The sequence below is a fragment of the Pseudomonas sp. S3_C06 genome (assembly GCF_054667675.1).
In genome coordinates, this window is sequence record NZ_CP162747.1 from 1,302,249 (window position 1) to 1,319,247 (window position 16,999).

General features: G+C 57.6%; 16 protein-coding genes and 1 pseudogene. 8 read left to right on the top strand and 9 right to left on the bottom strand.

Features of this window, described 5'->3' with window-relative positions:
- Window positions 1-195 precede the first annotated feature (195 nt).
- The 3 genes from chrA (at window position 196) to AB4N44_RS05540 (ending at window position 4,744) form a co-directional block, all read left to right on the top strand.
- On the top strand, window positions 196-1,539 hold the full coding sequence (chrA, locus tag AB4N44_RS05530) for a chromate efflux transporter (RefSeq protein ID WP_460109822.1): 1,344 nt from the start codon (window positions 196-198) through the stop codon (window positions 1,537-1,539).
- Between the two features lie 407 nt (window positions 1,540-1,946).
- Window positions 1,947-3,311: a glutamine synthetase family protein gene (locus tag AB4N44_RS05535; protein ID WP_127928666.1), complete on the top strand. Its 1,365-nt coding sequence runs from the start codon at window positions 1,947-1,949 to the stop codon at window positions 3,309-3,311.
- Window positions 3,312-3,460: 149 nt separating this feature from the next.
- Entirely contained in the window at window positions 3,461-4,744 is a 1,284-nt protein-coding gene (locus AB4N44_RS05540; protein ID WP_460109819.1) for an NAD(P)/FAD-dependent oxidoreductase, read from the top strand.
- A gap of 174 nt (window positions 4,745-4,918) precedes the next feature.
- Here AB4N44_RS05540 and AB4N44_RS05545 read toward each other — a convergent pair whose 3' ends face one another.
- Both AB4N44_RS05545 and AB4N44_RS05550 read right to left on the bottom strand, forming a co-directional pair.
- On the bottom strand, window positions 4,919-5,704 hold the full coding sequence (locus tag AB4N44_RS05545; RefSeq protein ID WP_460109817.1) for a DeoR/GlpR family DNA-binding transcription regulator: 786 nt from the start codon (window positions 5,702-5,704) through the stop codon (window positions 4,919-4,921).
- A gap of 253 nt (window positions 5,705-5,957) precedes the next feature.
- Window positions 5,958-6,851 carry a LysR family transcriptional regulator gene (locus AB4N44_RS05550; protein WP_038365641.1) on the bottom strand — a complete coding sequence of 298 codons (894 nt, stop codon included), beginning with the start codon at window positions 6,849-6,851 and terminating at the stop codon, window positions 5,958-5,960.
- Window positions 6,852-6,936: 85 nt separating this feature from the next.
- Between AB4N44_RS05550 and AB4N44_RS05555 the strand changes: the two genes are divergently transcribed.
- Window positions 6,937-7,713, top strand: coding sequence for an NAD(P)H-dependent oxidoreductase (locus AB4N44_RS05555; RefSeq protein ID WP_460109814.1), 777 nt, complete (start codon window positions 6,937-6,939; stop codon window positions 7,711-7,713).
- A gap of 336 nt (window positions 7,714-8,049) precedes the next feature.
- On the opposite strand, the gene AB4N44_RS05560 is transcribed toward AB4N44_RS05555, so the two are convergent.
- From AB4N44_RS05560 to AB4N44_RS05575, 4 genes are all read right to left on the bottom strand, one after another.
- Entirely contained in the window at window positions 8,050-9,069 is a 1,020-nt protein-coding gene (locus AB4N44_RS05560) for an AbrB family transcriptional regulator (RefSeq protein ID WP_460109812.1), read from the bottom strand.
- 50 nt (window positions 9,070-9,119) lie between these two features.
- A complete protein-coding gene (locus AB4N44_RS05565; RefSeq protein ID WP_150650431.1) occupies window positions 9,120-9,767 on the bottom strand; it encodes a hypothetical protein in 648 nt (215 codons plus the stop codon).
- 72 nt (window positions 9,768-9,839) lie between these two features.
- Window positions 9,840-10,262: an HD domain-containing protein gene (locus tag AB4N44_RS05570; RefSeq protein WP_150750854.1), complete on the bottom strand. Its 423-nt coding sequence runs from the start codon at window positions 10,260-10,262 to the stop codon at window positions 9,840-9,842.
- 15 nt (window positions 10,263-10,277) lie between these two features.
- Window positions 10,278-10,667, bottom strand: a complete 390-nt coding sequence (locus tag AB4N44_RS05575; RefSeq protein WP_150650429.1) for a hypothetical protein — start codon at window positions 10,665-10,667, stop codon at window positions 10,278-10,280.
- A 165-nt stretch (window positions 10,668-10,832) separates the two neighbouring features.
- Between AB4N44_RS05575 and AB4N44_RS05580 the strand changes: the two genes are divergently transcribed.
- Entirely contained in the window at window positions 10,833-11,264 is a 432-nt protein-coding gene (locus tag AB4N44_RS05580) for a hypothetical protein (protein WP_460109809.1), read from the top strand.
- A 78-nt stretch (window positions 11,265-11,342) separates the two neighbouring features.
- Here AB4N44_RS05580 and AB4N44_RS05585 read toward each other — a convergent pair whose 3' ends face one another.
- Entirely contained in the window at window positions 11,343-11,627 is a 285-nt protein-coding gene (locus AB4N44_RS05585) for a hypothetical protein (RefSeq protein ID WP_127928684.1), read from the bottom strand.
- A 442-nt stretch (window positions 11,628-12,069) separates the two neighbouring features.
- On the opposite strand from AB4N44_RS05585, the pseudogene AB4N44_RS05590 reads away from it, so the two are divergent.
- From AB4N44_RS05590 to AB4N44_RS05600, 3 genes and pseudogenes are all read left to right on the top strand, one after another.
- Window positions 12,070-12,153 (top strand): annotated as a pseudogene (locus AB4N44_RS05590) (hypothetical protein); the annotation flags it as partial.
- A 54-nt stretch (window positions 12,154-12,207) separates the two neighbouring features.
- A complete protein-coding gene (locus AB4N44_RS05595) occupies window positions 12,208-12,483 on the top strand; it encodes a fructose-bisphosphate aldolase (RefSeq protein ID WP_460111601.1) in 276 nt (91 codons plus the stop codon).
- 585 nt (window positions 12,484-13,068) lie between these two features.
- The gene (locus AB4N44_RS05600) at window positions 13,069-14,469 is read left to right on the top strand and encodes an RNA-binding domain-containing protein (protein WP_460109807.1); all 1,401 of its coding nucleotides are present in this window, start codon (window positions 13,069-13,071) and stop codon (window positions 14,467-14,469) included.
- Window positions 14,470-14,630: 161 nt separating this feature from the next.
- Here AB4N44_RS05600 and AB4N44_RS05605 read toward each other — a convergent pair whose 3' ends face one another.
- Entirely contained in the window at window positions 14,631-15,179 is a 549-nt protein-coding gene (locus AB4N44_RS05605) for a cupin domain-containing protein (protein WP_007950154.1), read from the bottom strand.
- Window positions 15,180-15,690: 511 nt separating this feature from the next.
- A complete protein-coding gene (locus AB4N44_RS05610; protein WP_095124565.1) occupies window positions 15,691-16,974 on the bottom strand; it encodes an NAD(P)/FAD-dependent oxidoreductase in 1,284 nt (427 codons plus the stop codon).
- Window positions 16,975-16,999: the final 25 nt, after the last annotated feature.

Genomic DNA, 16,999 nt, shown 5'->3' on the forward strand with positions numbered 1-16,999 from the left:
AGTCATGGAGAACGCCAGACACCTCGATCGGCCCCTTCGGGTGACCATCAAATCCATAATCGACTCGATCTTTCAGGTCGATGTAAAACGCCAGACACCTCGGTCGGCTCCCTCTCCCTCTGGGAGAGGGCTGGGGTGAGGGTTGAAAGTCTGGTTAGATAGCCACTCCGCCAGGATTCAACTCCGGAGTCTCGCTTGAGCACAGCGCCGAACAACCTGCCCCGCCCCGATCCCGTCACCCTGCGCCAGGCCTGGCGTTTCTGGCTGAAACTCGGCTGCATCGGTTTCGGCGGGCCGGCCGGGCAGATCGCGATCATGCATCAGGAGCTGGTCGAGCGCCGGCGCTGGATCTCTGAAAAACGTTTCCTGCACGCACTCAACTACTGCATGTTGCTGCCCGGCCCCGAGGCTCAGCAATTGGCGACGTACATCGGTTGGCTGCTGCATCGCACCTGGGGCGGTGTCATCGCCGGTGCGTTGTTTGTGCTGCCGTCGTTGTTCATTCTGATCGCCTTGTCCTGGCTGTACGTCGCTTTCGGGGATGTGCCAGCGGTGGCCGGGGTGTTTTACGGGATCAAACCGGCGATCACCGCGATAGTGCTGCACGCCGCGCATCGCATCGGCTCGCGTGCATTGAAGAATGCCTGGCTGTGGGCGATTGCCGGGGCGTCGTTCGTGGCGATTTTCGCCTTCAACCTGCCCTTCCCCTTGATCGTCCTCGGGGCCGCGTTGATCGGCTATCTTGGCGGACGATTCGCGCCGCAGCGGTTCAGCAACACGGGGGCGCGCAACAGCGAGAAATCCTTCGGCGCGGCGTTGATCGACGACGATACACCGGCCCCCGAACATGCCCGTTTCAGCCCGATGAAGTTGCTGCGACTGGTATCGGTCGGCGCAGCGTTATGGTGTTTGCCCATGGCATTACTGACCGCGCTGTTCGGCTGGGACGGCACGTTCACGCAAATGGCCTGGTTCTTCACCAAAGCCGCGCTGCTTACCTTTGGCGGCGCTTACGCGGTGCTGCCTTACGTCTATCAGGGCGCCGTCGGGCATTACGGCTGGTTGACGGCAACGCAGATGATCGACGGCCTCGCCCTCGGCGAAACCACGCCGGGCCCGCTGATCATGGTGGTGGCGTTTGTCGGTTTCGTCGGTGCCTACGTGCAACCGGCGTTCGGCCCCGAACATGCCTTTGCCGCCGGGGCGCTGGCGGCAACGCTGGTGACCTGGTTCACCTTCCTGCCCTCGTTTCTGTTCATCCTCGCCGGCGGGCCGTTGGTGGAATCGACGCACAACGAACTGAAGTTCACCGCACCGCTGACGGCGATCACCGCCGCCGTGGTCGGGGTGATTGTGAATCTGGCGTGTTTCTTCGCTTATCACGTGTTGTGGCCGAACGGTTTTGCCGGGGCGCTGGATGTGTTTTCGCTGATGCTGACAGTTGCGGCAGCATTGGCCTTGTTCGTTTTCAAACGCGGCGTGATCAGTGTGTTGATCGTTTGCGCCCTCGCCGGGCTGGGCTTTCACCTGATGCGCTGAAGCGTGGCCTGCGAATCTCCCGTTTACACGCCCGGGAATTCCCCCTTACTATCCGGGCACACCGGTCGGCGGCTCAGCCCGCCACCGACGTTTTCCGCCAACGGAAACACGCGTTATGAGTACGTCACTACAACAAGCAGAAGCGTTGAACGTCTCTACCCTGCGCGCCCTCTCCCACAGGGGCGGCGTATGAATCGTATCGTCAATCTCCCCATGGCCCTGCGCCGTTCCAAGCTGCGTCACTCCGCACGCCCGCCGGATATCACCCGGTCTGTCTGATCGCGTCCGTTAAAAAACCGCGACAGCCCCCTACTTCTTGATATCCCTGCCAGGACAGTCGCGCCTATTGCCGCGTCGTGTCCGGCCCGAATCTGCGCGCCTGTGCGGCGCCATCGTGAGTGATCGTTATGAAATTCGCAGCCCTTGAAGACGCAAGCCTGTTCCTTGAACAGAACCCCGATATCGACATGATCGAGTTGTTCATCCTCGACGCCAACGGCGTGCCACGCGGCAAGCTGTTGCACCGCGAAGAACTGCTTGCCGTGTACCAAAGCGGTCGGCCGCTACCCAGCACCATCCTCGGTCTGACCGTGCAGGGTGAAGACGTCGAGAACTCCGGTCTGGTCTGGGACGTCGGCGATATCGACTGCCGCGCCTATCCGCTTGAGGGCAGTCTGGTGCGCCTGCCATGGCGGCAGATTCCGACCGCCGCCGTGCAGGTCAGCATGCACCCGACCGAGGGCATGCCGGCGAGCATCGCCGACCCACGCCACCTGCTGATCAAGGTCATCGACGGCCTCAAAGCCGAGGGTTATTACCCGGTGATGGCGTGTGAACTGGAGTTCTATCTGCTCGACGCCAAGCGCGATCACAACGGCCGTCCGCAACCGGCACTGGACGCCGACGGTGGTCGACCGCGACACACTCAGGTTTACGGTTTGCGTGAGCTGGAACAGATCGAACCGTTTCTCGCCGACCTCTACAGCGCCTGCAAACTGCACGGCATTCCGGCGCGCACGGCGATCTCCGAGTACGCGCCGGGTCAGGTGGAAATCACCCTTGAACACGGTGACGCGCTGGAGGCGATGGACCAGGCCGTGCGCTACAAACGTCTGGTCAAAGCCATCGCCCACAAGCACGGCATGCAGGCGACCTTCATGGCCAAGCCGTTCGATGATCTGGCCGGCACCGGCATGCACATGCACGTGAGTCTGGCCGATGGCGCGGGGCACAATCTGTTCGCCTCCGAAGACCCGGCCGGCACGCCGCTGCTGCGCACGGCGATTGGCGGCATGCTCGCGTCCTTGCTCGATTCGCTGCTGCTGTTCTGCCCGAACGCCAACTCGTACCGGCGCTTCCAGGCCAACAGCTACGCACCGTTGGCGCCGACCTGGGGTGTCGACAACCGCACCGTCAGCCTGCGCGTACCGGGCGGCCCGGCCAACACCCGGCACATCGAACACCGCATCTGCGGCGCCGATGCCAACCCGTATCTGGCCGCGGCGGCGATCCTTGCCGGGATTCATCGTGGCATTCGTGAAGACCTTGATCCGGGTGCGCCGGTTGAAGGCAATGGTTATGCGCAGGCGAAGGAGTTACTGCCGACCGATTGGCTGACCTCGCTGCAGGCGCTGGAGAATTCGGTGTGGGCGCGGGACGCCTTGGGGCAGGAGTTTCTCGGGGTGTATCTGGCGGTGAAGCGTGCCGAGTACCGGCAGTTCATGGCCGAGGTGGGTGAGCAGGATTGGCGTTGGTATCTCACCGAGGCTTAACGATCCGACACCGAACCTGTGGGAGCGAGCCTGCTCGCGAAGGCGTCGTCACATTCAACATGTTGGGTGACTGACACGCCGCTTTCGCGAGCAGGCTCGCTCCCACAGGGGATTGCACTCCGACTCCCGAATTTTGTGTGGACACTGACATGACCGAACGCTGCAATTCCTACTACACCGCCACCCTAAACCAGGACACCAACTACCCGACCCTGCAAGGCCGGCACAAGGTCGACGTGGTGATCATCGGCGGCGGCTTTACCGGCGTCGCCACCGCTGTCGAACTCGCCGAAAAAGGCCTGAAAGTCGCTATCGTCGAAAGCCACAAGATCGGCTGGGGCGCCACCGGGCGCAACGGTGGCCAAGTCACCGGCAGCCTCTCCGGCGACGGCGCGATGCGCAAACAGATGCGTCCGAAACTCGGCGACGAGGTCGATGATTTCATCTGGCACCTGCGCTGGCGCGGGCATGAAATCATCCAGCAACGCGTCGAGAAATACGGCATTCAATGCGACCTCAAACACGGCCATTTACACGCGGCGTACAAGCCCAGTCACATGACTGACTTGCGCAAGGATTATGAAGAAGCCGTACGGCGCGGATTAGGTGATGAAGTCAGCCTGCTCGACCGCAGCCAAGTGCGTGACCTGCTGCAAAGCGACCTCTACCACGGCGCAATCAAGAATACGCGCAACATGCATCTGCACCCGCTCAACCTGTGCATCGGCGAAGCGCGGGCGGCGGAAGGTCTGGGGGCGCTGATCTTCGAAAACAGCGAAGTGCTGGAGATCATTCACGGCGCTACGCCGGGCGTTCGCACGGCTCACGGCCAGATCGACGCCAAGCAAGTGATGCTCGCCGGCGACGTCTATCACAAGCTCGAACCCGGTCAGCTCAAAGGCAAGATTTTCCCGGCCATGGGCGGCATTGTCACCACCGCGCCGCTCGGCGATCTGGCCAAGCAGATCAACCCGGAAGATCTGGCGGTGTACGACTGCCGCTTCGTCCTCGACTACTACCGACTCACTGCCGATGGCCGCCTGTTGTTTGGTGGCGGCGCCAATTACAGCGGCAAGGATTCACGGGACATCGCCGCCGAACTGCGCCCGTGTATCGAGCAAACCTTCCCGGCGCTCAAAGGCGTGCAGATCGACTACCAGTGGAGCTGCGCGATGGGCATCGTGATCAACCGCATCCCGCAACTGGGCAAGCTCTCGGACAACGTCTGGTATTGCCAGGGCTACTCGGGGCACGGCATCGCGACGACGCACATCATGGGCGAAATCATGAGCCGGGCGATCACCGGGCAGATGGAGCAGTTCGATACGTTTGCCCAGTGCCAGCACATACGCGTGCCGATGGGGGATTTGCTCGGTAACCCGTTGTTGGCTGCCGGGATGTGGTATTACCAGATGCTTGAGCGCCTTCGCTGACACACCCTCCAGTTGTAGGAGCTGCCGAAGGCTGCGATCTTTTGATCTTGTTTTTAAAAATCAAAATCAAAAGATCGCAGCCTTCGGCAGTTCCTACAGGGTCATCGATTCACTGAAGATCCATTGTGGGAGCGAGCCTGCTCGCGATGAGGCCATCAGGCCCACCACAAAACCTCAATCCGGCAACTGCTCGACCACAATCCCCAACCGCCGGTAATCCTCGACACTCCCCGACGCCACATGCCGCTCGGTAATCAGCGTATGCAGGCGCGAACACGGCGCCACCACAAACGGCTCCACCGCCCCCAACTTATCCGCCGTGGTCACCGCAATCACCCGCGCGGCGCCATCGAGCATCGCCTGCTTCACCGGCACTTCATCAAAATGCAGCGAGGTAATCCCCACTTCCGGATGAATCGCACACACGCCGGTAATCGCCAGATCCGCCCTGATCCCGGCCAGCAGTCGTAGCGCCTCATGCCCACCCGCCGCCATCGTTCGCGGGTTCAACTGGCCGCCGGCGAGAATCACTTTCACAGCCTTGAATTCAGACAAGGCAATCGCCGTCATCGGCGAAGCCGTCACCGCCGTGATGCTGATATCTGCACGCAACGAGCGCGCCACTTGTAGCGTGGTCGAGCCGGAATCGAACAGCACAATCTGCCCGTCTTCAATCTCCTGCGCCGCCCGTTGCGCCAAGCGGATTTTCACCTCATCCGTCTCGTCCAGCCGCGTGAAGTAATCCTTGCCGGAGTCTTTTGGACGCGGCAGCGCCCCGCCGTGCACGCGTTGCACCAGCCCGGCGTTGTCCAGTTCGGCGAGGTCGCGGCGGATGGTGTCCTCGGACACCGCGAAGTGCTGGCTCAACTCGGACGCCATGACCTTGCCGTCGCGTTCGAGGAGCAAAAGAATTTTTTGTCGACGCAGGGACGGCAGTTCAGCCGCAGAATGATTGTGCATGGTTATGCCTGTTTATGCTTGTAATTGCAGGTTTCGCGAGACTAACCAAAGCCTCGCGCAAACACAAATCGGCAGGTATCGATTGTTTCGATCATTGGAATCAACAAGGCGAATTTTTTCTTTGCTTTCAACCTGTTCAGAATGGCCCCACTCTAAAAGGCTCAGGATGAACACCTCATGAATCTCAATTTTGCGTTTGCGTGCATGATCGTCGTGTCGTTTGCGATTGCCCTCGGCCACGCCTGACAGTGCCTCATACCGACGCCAACAAATGCTCACGCAGCCATTTATGCGCCGGATCGCGGTGCGAACGTTCACCCCAGAACATCGCCATCTCGTAGCCCGGCACTTCCAGCGGCGCGTCGACCACTTGCAACGCCGGGTTGCCGCGCACCAGGCGTGACGGCAGCATCGCCACCAGATCGGTGCTCGCCAACACCGACATCGCCATCAGAAAGTGCGGCACCGACAACACCACTTTTCTCATCAGCCCAACATCGGCCAACGCCCGGTCGGTCACCCCGAAAAAGCCCCCGCCCTCGCGCGACACCATCACGTGCTCCAGCGCGCAGAACTGTTCGCGGCTCGGCGCCTGCATCAAACCTGGATGCCCGACTCTACCGGCCAGCACATAACGCTCGGTGAACAGCGGACGTCGATGCAACTCCGGCGGCGCGTCTTCGCTGATGTGCAGCGCCAGATCGAACACGCCCTGCTCGGCCTGTTTGACCAGATGCGCCGGCGTCAGATCGATCACCGCCAGCCGCGTGCCCGGCGCCTGTTCACGCAAACCGCCCAGCGCTGGCAACACCACCGTCGACTCGCCGTAATCCGTCGCGGCGATTTTCCAGGTGTGCGTCGCCAGCGCCGGGTCGAACGCGCTGGCCGGCGCCACCGCTCTCTCCAACGCTTCCAATGCCTCGCGCAACGGTTCACGCAATTCATCGGCGCGCGCCGTCGGGCGCATGCCGCGCGGCCCGGGCAACAGCAGCGGATCACCAAAGATGTCGCGCAACTTGGCCAGATGCACACTCACCGAAGGCTGCGACAGGTTCAGGCGCTGCGCCGCGCGGGTGACGTTATGCTCCGACAGCAACACATCGAGGGTCAGCAACAGATTGATATCCAGCCGTCTCAAATTATTCATGGCTATACCAGACATATCAGACATTCATTTCCAATATACCGATTGAACGCCGATCCTGCAGTCACTCAGCTAACGGAGCTTCAACATGAACGTGCTACTGGTTTACGCCCATCCAGAACCGACTTCCCTCAACGGCGCGCTGCGCGACTTCAGCGTCCAGCGCCTGCAAGCCGCCGGCCACACCGTGCAGGTCTCCGACCTCTACGCGATGAACTGGAAAGCCAGCCTCGACGCCGACGACGCCCCTGAGCGCGATGCGACGAAACCGTTCCACGCCTCCCTCGACTCGAAAATCGCTTACGCCGAAGGCACCCAAGCCGCTGACATCGCTCGCGAGCAGGAAAAACTGTTGTGGGCGGATGCGCTGATCCTGCAGTTTCCGCTGTGGTGGTTCACCATGCCGGCGATTCTCAAAGGCTGGGTTGATCGGGTGTATGCATACGGCTTTGCCTATGGCGTCGGCGAACATTCCGACAGTCGTTGGGGCGAGCGTTATGGCGAAGGAAAAATGAAAGGCAAACGGGCGATGTTGATGGTCACCACTGGCGGCTGGGAATCGCACTATGCGCCGCGTGGGATCAATGGGCCGATGGATGATCTGCTGTTTCCGATTCAACACGGGATTTTGTACTACCCCGGTTTTGAAGTGGTGCCACCGTTTGTGGTGTATCGGACTAGTCGGATGGACGCTGCGCGCTATACCGAGACTTGCGAGGAATTGGGGCGGCGGCTGGATGAATTGTGGAGTGCGCGGCCGATCGGGTTTCGGCAGCAGAATGCGGGGGAGTATGAGATCCCTGCTTTGACCTTGAAGAGCGATATCGCGCCGGATAGCGAAGGCTTCGACGCACACATCCGCTAGCGCCGCATCGACCACGCAGAGCAAAAGCCCCTCACCCTAACCCTCTCCCATAGGGAGAGGGGACTGACCGAGTTGTTTTTTCGAGCTACGCCGACCTGGTATATCGAGCCGAACTCAAGTTTTGAACAGCCCACAATCGGCTCCCTTTCCCCCTCGCCCACCTGGGGGAGCGGGCTGGTTTTTTTTCGAGCTACACCGACCTGGTATATCGAGCCGAACTCAAGTTTTGAACAGCCCACAATCGGCTCCCTTCCCCCTCGCCCCCCTGGGGGAGAGGGCTGGGGTGAGGGGGATGGATCTAACTGACACACCGCAACACATTGGCATCAGCTCGAGTCATGTTTCCTCGCGCGCCCGTCGTACCTGCACCAACAACGCCGGGGCAAAATGCAGCAACACCATCCGGCTCAAATGATGAGTCAGGATAAACACCACATTCAGCCCACCACCAAACGCGACAATCGCAATCGTCTCAATCGCACCTGGCATGTACGCCAGCCACAGCGACAGCGGATCACTGCCCAACCAGCGTGCCGCGACTTCAGCAAATACTGCAGCAACCACGATCATCAAACCGACCGAGACCAACGCCGTGCGGCCGTGACGCCCCAGCTCCGCGACACCCAGCCCCTGAAAACGTGAACCGATCCGCACGCCGAGAATCAGCGCCGCCAGATTCAGGCTCCAGTCCGGCATATGAAAACCGTGCAGCCATCCCGCTTTCACAAACACCGCCGTGATGATGATCGCGGTGAGCATGAACGGCGCCGGCACGCCGATCACCAGCAGCAAGCGTCCGAGCAGTACACTCAGCGCAATCACCGAACACGCGGTCAGCGCCATGCCCGTCGTCAATGGGTCACCATCGGCAACCGCGATGGCCGCTTGGCCGGGAATCAGGAAACTCACCAGCACGGTAATCAGCAGCAAGCGCATCAGGTGCACGATGATGACCTTGCTCGACGCCTTTTCCGACTCGAGTAAATCGAATACTGCTGCCAGCGCACCGGGATAAACCGCCAACAGCGCATCGGTGCGATTCCAGCCCGCGCCGCGCGTCAGCCACCATCCGGCCAATGCGATCTGCACTGCCAGGCAAATCAGCAACACGCCGAGGCTCGGCAACATCGTCGTGGCCGTCTCACTGTCCCACGCTTCGAACATCAGCCCGGTTGCGATGCCCAACGTAACCTGAATGTAGCCCAGCCCATAAGGTGTTGCCGGCGCGATACCAGTTTTGCTGGCAAACAACGCGGTAACAACAATCGAACCCAACAGCAGGCCATGGGGTACGCCTTCGAACTGCAACAGTGCGCCGAAACCAGCCGCAATCAACAAACACAGAATAGATTTCATCAATCCTCCATCGACTTGAAAGTGTGACTTACGTCGTCTGAACCAATGAGTCAGGATGTACTTTCATGGCGCGTGATCGATGGTTTCTTCGGTGTTTGCGCAACCAGTATTCTGCGGGTGTGCTGTTCCTGTGACTGAACCAGCTTCTCGCCCTTGATAATCTTCAGGCATTCAAGCAACGAGCTGACACCAAAGAAACCCGCGACCGGCACGGTGATCCCCATCCAAAAGGCGAATTTCGGTTCAAGCCCCATTGGCTGGATCAACAGGAGTGGAGACATCGCAATAGCGGACCACACGATATACAGGGTGAAACTCCAGGCTTTTCTCCAGATCCTGGAAAAACGCTTTCTATACTTCGGGCGGAAATCAATCCTGTGGCGCTCGACATCAAGCTCAACGTACTTTCTGGAAAGCACATAGTCCCTGAGGTTTCTGGCCGGATTAACGAGGGAAATCAGATACGCGACATCGGCGGGATTGATCGTCGACGTACCCGCGATAGCCAGGTAGCCGCGCTCCCTGACCAAAAGAGGTAAATCAGGATTTTGCTCAATATCCTTCAACACCTCTTTCGCGACCCGGTACTCCTCCGCAAGCCGGCTCTTGCCCATAAACGATAATTCGCGAATCACCTTTGTCGCAGCAGCGACGACTCCGATTACCGTCAGTAGCTGAACGATCGTTGCAAACTCCATCCTTGGTTCCTCCCTCTGTGCCTTGCATGGCAGTAAATCGATCGGGAAATGACCTGAGCGGGCAATCCCCTGTTAACCGCGCAACCGTCCCATTGCCCGGCGGTATTTTTCGACCCGTTCCAGATCCTCCCAGCTCGGCGAGGCAATCCGCGACAGGTCGCTGTTCTCTTCCAGATCCGCCAGCTTCACCACCCGACCGATCGGGTTCTGTGCGGCGCGCTCGACAAAATCCTCGTAGGACTCGCCCGGCACTTTGCTCACCGACTCAATCGCCATCAGCACCTCTTCGCTGAAACCCTCCTTGCGCAAGTCATCGAGGCTGACACCGCAATCCTCAACCACATCGTGCAGCACGGCGACGATGCGTTCTTCCAGCGTGCTCATGCGTAACATGACTTTCAGCGGATGCAGAATGTACGGCGCACCGCCCTTGTCGACCTGCCCGGCGTGGGCCGTGGCGGCGATGGCGATAGCACGTTCGAGGGTCTGGGTCATGGGATTCTCCGAGGGTTAAACGCCGTAGCGGCCGCCGACGTGGATGTTGCGCTTGAGCCAGTTGCCGATTGCCTTCAGCCGTCCGACTGGCTTCGCAGGCCCGGAATGACGCTGAAGAATCAACGACACGATGGTGATTTGGTCAGCTTGCGGATCGGCATCGATTATCTCAGCGACCCAGGCGCAATCAGCCTTTCTCAGATGCTCGCGCCAGTCACCGGGCCAGGCGTCCAGCTCATCCAGCGCCAGCCACCGCGCACCGCCCTGCTCGGCATGCCCGCCACCTATTGACTGCTCGAAACACAAAGGCGTAGCCGGCCGGGACAGGTCGAGGCTGAAAATGTAAACGTCGTGGGTTTTATGTTGCGGTGTGGGAGCGTTGTTGCGGCTGCCGATAACCATCATGGCGATGTTCCAATCCTTGGGCGCTGAATGTTTCCGATTGTTTCGCAGTGTACGCCACGGGAGCAAATCAAAAACCCGATGGAACCTCCCTCCTCCACGCCGCCTCGAAACTTTAAAGCGCCAAAATCATCGATCAGACCCGGCGCCCCTGAAGAGGAAACCCCGATGAACATTCGCTTCCTGCTTCTGATCGCCACCTTCGCCATCATCCCCACCTGCGTCATGGCCGAAGGCTGCGACGTCCAGACGCAATCCTCCAGCGCCTCGGTGCCTGCGGTGGAAACCCACAGTTGTTATGAATACGAAGGCATGCCGGTGAATTCAATCGACTGGTCGTGCAGCAACGAAAGCAAGGACATGCTGAGCAGCACTAAAACCAAGGTTGAACACTGCGCCGACCACTATCAGGCCACGTGTATCGCCGCGATTACCCAGGAATCCCTGGCCAACCCGCACTCCACCAGCAAAGACAAAAACGCCAAAGCGTTGAACATCCCCGACAACGCCCAAGTGACCACGTATTACTACGACGTGGAGCATTTGGCGCAGGCGCGGATTGATTGTGAGAATGGTGGCGGGCATTGGAAAACCAAGTAAATGACTGATATCCATGCTTGCGACAGACAAAGAAAAGCCCGGCTTAAAAGGACCGGGCTTTTTAGTGCGCAATATCCGTTAACCACCGCCATTACCACCACTGCTGCTACCGGACGGTTGACCCGCAGGGCTGGGTTTGGAGGCAGAAGGCACCGGCCCATTGTCGGTCTTGCCACCATCACCACCCTTGGGCAGCGAATTGGCATCCGGGTCGGCATTGGTGGCAGGGGACGCCGGTTCACGAGTCTGGCTGTTGCCGTCGTTAGCCGTCGGAGTCGGCGTTTCGCCGGCCGCGATCGCGTACAGCGAACTGCCGGACAGCAACGCCGCGAGGGTAAACGCCGCGATTTTATGGTTCAGCATGGTGGCTCTTCCTTTGTGTGGGGAGTTACAGCATTGGAAGAATGTGTGCGGCGAAGGTGCGGCGTGTCGGACGAATGGTTATCGCCCAAATGGCTCGCGCAATTTCGACGTCTGAAAACTTCGTAGGAAAACACCCCATGTGGCGAGAGAGCTTGCTCCCGCTGGGCTGCGAAGCTGCGCCAAAACCGGATAGTCCGTTTCTCCCAGACATACCGCGCGCCCCGAATTACGACGGATGCGTCGCCGAGCCGGAGCAAGCGCGCTTGCCACGGGTACGGGTTTCACGTCCTACAGGTCGGTTGTGGCTGCCGAAATTGCTGCCTAGAGTAGGTCTGTCGCTGAGCAAATTCAGCACCAGGGTTTCGCAGCCCCGACGATACGTGTAGTAACCTAGCGCCCTCTAAAAACGGTGCCGGTCGCACTAGCGCCCGAAATCCGCTCAATGGTGGCTGTGTGTGGGAGACCTTCGGGTCTGCCGGGTTCCTCGTATCCTCGGTCTGCGAACCCGCACATAGCTACCACCCTTCGACTCGCAGCGAATGGCGGTAGCTTCTCTCCCAGATACGAGGAAGTTTTACTTATGCCAACTGATAAACCGCGTCACCACTACGCAAAAATGTCTCACCCAGCCACCGACCACCCCGTCCTATTCATAGACGCCAACGCCCCACTACGCGACCTCCATGCCTGCGCGGCCGAACGCCTCAACGCCGTCCTCAAATACCTCGACCTCATCGCCTGCACCCGCCTCCCCGACCATGCCGAACACGACATCAACACCGTCACCAACATCGCCAGGATCATGGTGCAGGACGTAAGTGATGTGTTTCGGGTGATTGAGAAGCGGGGGGACTGATGCTTGTTCGTAGAGAATGCTTCGCATCAGCTATAAAAATTCAGCACTATTTCAAATTTTCTAGCGTGCCGGTAATGCAAAGCACTCGTCCGGGGTTAGGACCTTTATTCAAAAAGGGGATAGAAATAGCGATATCAATTTGATAGCTTCGACATCAGCCATTGGCCATCAGCAGTTCGGTTTGGTTCCATCCAATTCGCCGAGTTTTTAGTGACTCGTGGTTGTAATTTTTCTTGCAATCCACTACGTGACGTAAGGAGAAAACATGACGAACAGAAGACCTATCAATCCAAACGTAACCGTACCTAAGCCTGGAGGTGGTGATCAGCCACGTTCAAGAAATAACGATGGTCAAATTCGCGACAAACGCAGTGATGCGGGAAAACCTAGGAAAAAGTAAGTGAATAACTGGCGGTCTCTTCCAAGAAGAGACCGCCGCTCCTTGTTGGAAACCAAAAAACCAAGTAGCAACTGAAGACAGAGAAACATTTATTCCTAACAGCCCCATGCCTAAACCGCCTATAAAAAACGAATATTTATACGCAGAAAGAAAAACAAGACCGCGACGGATAGTGGAGAAAAAACTTGAGCACCAGAATCAATCCGCACCTCCTAGAACTCAACGACGATGAAGTTTTATTTTATTGCACTGCACAAGAAGATGATTTCTTTGATAGAAAAGCCTTCGGAGTAAAAGGTGATAAATTACAGAAAATCGCTGTCGCCTTTGCTAATGCCGATGGTGGAGAAGTACTAATTGGTGTTAAAGATGAAGGCGATGAAGATGACCCAATAAAACGCTGGTCGGGACCTAGCAGAATTGAAGACTTCAATTCAGCCCTTCAAGCCATGTCAGATGTTCGCCCCGCAATTGATTTTCGTCATGAGTTCCTAAAAAGACCAGGACTCACCTCTAGCTACGTATTAAAAATAAAGATAAACAAAGGCCTAACAGTTCACTACACCGCAAGCGAGGAAGTTTACATTAGACGAGGCGCGAGCAGCCAAAAACTAAAATCCCCAACTCAGATTTTAGAGCTATCTCACGCAAAAGGCCATCAATCCGCCGAAGATTTGGATGCACCGGATGCAAGTCCTGACGAGATAGTTTTTGGGGAACCCATTAGTGAGTATCTTGAACAATTACCGATAAAAAACAAAGATGCATTAGATTTTTTGCTACAAGAAAATCTCATAAACAGGGATACGCTCACCCCCAGAACCGCCGCCGTGTTACTGTTTTCACCATCTCCAGAAAGCGCGCTTTCAAAGCAATGTTCAATCAGGATTGCAAAATACGACACGAGAGAAGAGGAGTCGAGAGACTCCCTTGTCGAAAACCATTTAATCGAAGGCCCACTTTACGAACTCATACATAATTCCTATGTAAAAATCGAAGAAATCCTTCAGGAAAACCAAGCCTGGACAATGGATGGATTGAAGTCAATTAACTTCCCAAAGGAAACCATTTGGGAAATTTTGGTTAACGCCGTAATCCATCGAGACTACTTAATCTCTGACAATGTTCTCGTCAGCATATTCAACAACCGAATTCAGTTCAAAAGCCCAGGTCGATTCCCTGGATTCGTTACTAAAGAGAACATACTGGAAAATCGGTTTTCCAGAAACTCTAAAATCGTTCGACTCTTGGCAAAGTACCGAAACGCTCCAAACCAAGAGATGGGCGAAGGCATGAATACAGCTTTCGAAAAAATGGCTGTTCGCGGACTAAAACTGCCGGTTATTTCCGAACACGAAAACTATGTTACAGTCAGCTTATATCACGCACTAAACCTACCACCAGAGGTGGCAGTCATGAATTTCATTGATAAATTTGGCGACGTAAACAACCGACAAGTTAAAGACCTTCTCGGATTTGAAAAATCAGAACAAGCTACAGCCACACTTACAAAAATGAAAACCCAAGGACTAATTCAAAAAAAGGACGAGTCCACGGGAATAAATGTTTCTTGGATAAAAATCTAAAATGGTAAAGATTTTTTAAACCTACTAAACCATCGCTACAGCGTTAAAAAACTGAAGCAGCGGCAGATCTATTAATTAAATAGATCCGCCCCCCCACATCATCAAACGGACCGAGATAGAAATCTAAAACTACGTTATTAAATCTACCTAGATCGTGCCAGTCAAAAATTCGCCGGCGTATTCGCACTAATAATCTCAGCCTCATCCGCCCCAATATTCCGAAACTTATGCGGCAGCGTCGTCGGAAAGTAATACCCATCCCCCGCATTCAACACACTCACCGATCCATCCACGGTCAGCTCAACCGTGCCACGGGTGACAAGCCCACACTCCTCACCCTCGGCATGCACAATCGGCTCTTCCCCGGAACTCGCACCTGGTGCGTATTGCTCACGCAGCAAGCGCATCTGCCGGCTGGGTACGGAGGCGCCGATAAGCAGCAGGCGCAGGCCGTGGCGGCCGAGGTCGGGTTGTTCGTTGGCGCGGAAGACGTATTGGTGTTCGCGCGGGGGTTGGTCGAAGGTGAAGAAGTCGGCCAGGGACATCGGTATGCCTTCGAGCAGCTTTTTAAGTGAGCTGACGGAGGGGCTGACGCGATTTTGTTCGATCAGGGAGATGGTGGCATTGGTCACGCCGCTACGCCGGGCCAGCTCGCGCTGGGAGAGTTTGTAGCTTTCGCGTACTAGTTTGAGTCGAGAACCCGTATCCATGACAGCCTTATGTGAGAACGACTTAAGGGCGATGGGGGTGGGTGGCGGGTGACGCGCCGAGGGCGCGGATCACGTTGCTCCCGTGTCCCGGAACCGTGAAAGGCGGCTATTAAATCACGTTTGCCGGTGTTGCTCAGCAGGTTCGATGGACGGTGGGGTAAAAGTCCTTGTTGCCTTGGTAATGCGGACCTGTAGGAGTGAGCCTGCTCGCGATTGGGTGGCACATTCAACATTATTTTTGACTGGATGACCGCCTTCGCGAGCAAGCTCGCTCCCACAGGGTTTTGTTGTTTCTGTGGGAGGGGTAGTGGCTGGGTTGGCCTCATCGCGAGCAGGCGAAGGCCTACAATTTGATCTTTGGTATTTCAGCAGGATTGATTTTGCCTTTGCTGGCCTCTTCGCGAGCAGGCTCGCTCCCACAGTTGGATATCTGGGTGTCAGTGACATCGGTGGTGTTGCTGCAGCATTAAAAAACCGGCGGGGTCTTGGGGACCGCCGCCGGGGAGGTAACTTAAATGCCGAAGCGGTCGCGCAGTGAGTAGTAGACGGCGCCGAGGGCGGTGAGTGGGGCGGAGAAGGTGCGGCCGCCGAGCATTGGCATGTGCGGCAGGGATGCGAAGGCGTCGAAGCGTTCGGCGTCGCCGCGGATCATTTCCGAGATCAGTTTGCCGGCCAGGTGCGAGCAGGTGACGCCGTGGCCGCTGTAGCCTTGCATGTAGTAGGCGTTCTTTTCGATGCGGCCGAATTGCGGCATGCGGGACATGGTCAGCAGGAAGTTGCCGGTCCAGCGGTAGTCGATCTTGACGTCTTTGAGCTGCGGGAAGGTCTTGAGGATCTTCGGGCGGATCAGTTGTTCGATGTCGTCCGGTTCCCGCGCGCCGTAGACCACGCCGCCGCCGTAGAGCAAGCGGTTGTCGGCGGTGAGGCGGTAGTAATCCAACAGATAGTTGCAGTCTTCGACGCAGTAGTTGTTGGTGATCAGGCTCCGCGCCTGCTTCTCGGTCAACGGCTCGGTGACGACGATCTGCGAGCCGCACGGCATGCTTTTCGCGGTCACGCGGTTGTCGAGACCTTGCGGCAGGTAGGCGTTGCCGGCGATCAGCAAGTACTTGGCGCGGACCTGGCCTTTGGCAGTGCGCACGACGTTGGGCTCGCCGTATTTGATTTCCACGGCCGCCGATTGCTCGTAGATCTTGCCGCCCAAACGCGTGATCGCAGCCGCCTCACCGAGCGCCAGGTTCAGTGGGTGAACGTGGCCGCCCTGCATGTCGAGCAGACCACCAACGTAAGCATCGGAGCCGACTTCGCGACGAATGTCAGCCGCGTCGAGCATCTTCAGATTGCGGTTGCCGTAACGTTCCCAACCGCGCTTCTGCTCGGCCAGACCGTTGAGTTGTTTCTTGTTCATCGCTGCAAAGATACCGCCCGGGCGGTAGTCGCATTGGATGTCGTATTCCTTGATGCGCGAACGGATGATGTCGGCGCCTTCGAAGATCATGCTGCCGAGAATTTCTGCAGTCTTGTCGCCATAGCGCTCTTCGATCACGTCGACATCGCGGCTGTAGGAATTGACCAGTTGACCGCCGTTGCGACCGCTGGCGCCGTAGCCGACTTTCGCCGCTTCCAGCACCGTCACTTTGTAGCCGGCTTCGGTGAGGAACAGCGCCGAGGACAGGCCGGTGTAGCCCGCGCCGATGATGCAGACGTCGCACTCGACCGACTCTTCCAGAACCGGAAAGTCGATGACTTCGTTGCGGGTGGCGGCGTAGTAGCTGTTTACGTGTTGCTGTTTCATACGTTTCTCCGAGGGCCGCCCATAA

What these genes read in the sequence shown, in the direction of transcription:
- AB4N44_RS05570 (WP_150750854.1), bottom strand. Translation starts at nt 10,262, where the DNA reads ATGACCCAGACCCTCGAACGTGCTATCGCCATCGCCGCCACGGCCCAC.
- AB4N44_RS05550 (WP_038365641.1), bottom strand. Translation starts at nt 6,851, where the DNA reads ATGAATAATTTGAGACGGCTGGATATCAATCTGTTGCTGACCCTCGAT.
- AB4N44_RS05585 (WP_127928684.1), bottom strand. Translation starts at nt 11,627, where the DNA reads ATGCTGAACCATAAAATCGCGGCGTTTACCCTCGCGGCGTTGCTGTCC.
- AB4N44_RS05595 (WP_460111601.1), top strand. Translation starts at nt 12,208, where the DNA reads ATGCCAACTGATAAACCGCGTCACCACTACGCAAAAATGTCTCACCCA.
- AB4N44_RS05605 (WP_007950154.1), bottom strand. Translation starts at nt 15,179, where the DNA reads ATGGATACGGGTTCTCGACTCAAACTAGTACGCGAAAGCTACAAACTC.
- AB4N44_RS05610 (WP_095124565.1), bottom strand. Translation starts at nt 16,974, where the DNA reads ATGAAACAGCAACACGTAAACAGCTACTACGCCGCCACCCGCAACGAA.
- AB4N44_RS05535 (WP_127928666.1), top strand. Translation starts at nt 1,947, where the DNA reads ATGAAATTCGCAGCCCTTGAAGACGCAAGCCTGTTCCTTGAACAGAAC.
- AB4N44_RS05540 (WP_460109819.1), top strand. Translation starts at nt 3,461, where the DNA reads ATGACCGAACGCTGCAATTCCTACTACACCGCCACCCTAAACCAGGAC.
- AB4N44_RS05545 (WP_460109817.1), bottom strand. Translation starts at nt 5,704, where the DNA reads ATGCACAATCATTCTGCGGCTGAACTGCCGTCCCTGCGTCGACAAAAA.
- AB4N44_RS05575 (WP_150650429.1), bottom strand. Translation starts at nt 10,667, where the DNA reads ATGATGGTTATCGGCAGCCGCAACAACGCTCCCACACCGCAACATAAA.
- AB4N44_RS05580 (WP_460109809.1), top strand. Translation starts at nt 10,833, where the DNA reads ATGAACATTCGCTTCCTGCTTCTGATCGCCACCTTCGCCATCATCCCC.
- AB4N44_RS05565 (WP_150650431.1), bottom strand. Translation starts at nt 9,767, where the DNA reads ATGGAGTTTGCAACGATCGTTCAGCTACTGACGGTAATCGGAGTCGTC.
- AB4N44_RS05555 (WP_460109814.1), top strand. Translation starts at nt 6,937, where the DNA reads ATGAACGTGCTACTGGTTTACGCCCATCCAGAACCGACTTCCCTCAAC.
- AB4N44_RS05560 (WP_460109812.1), bottom strand. Translation starts at nt 9,069, where the DNA reads ATGAAATCTATTCTGTGTTTGTTGATTGCGGCTGGTTTCGGCGCACTG.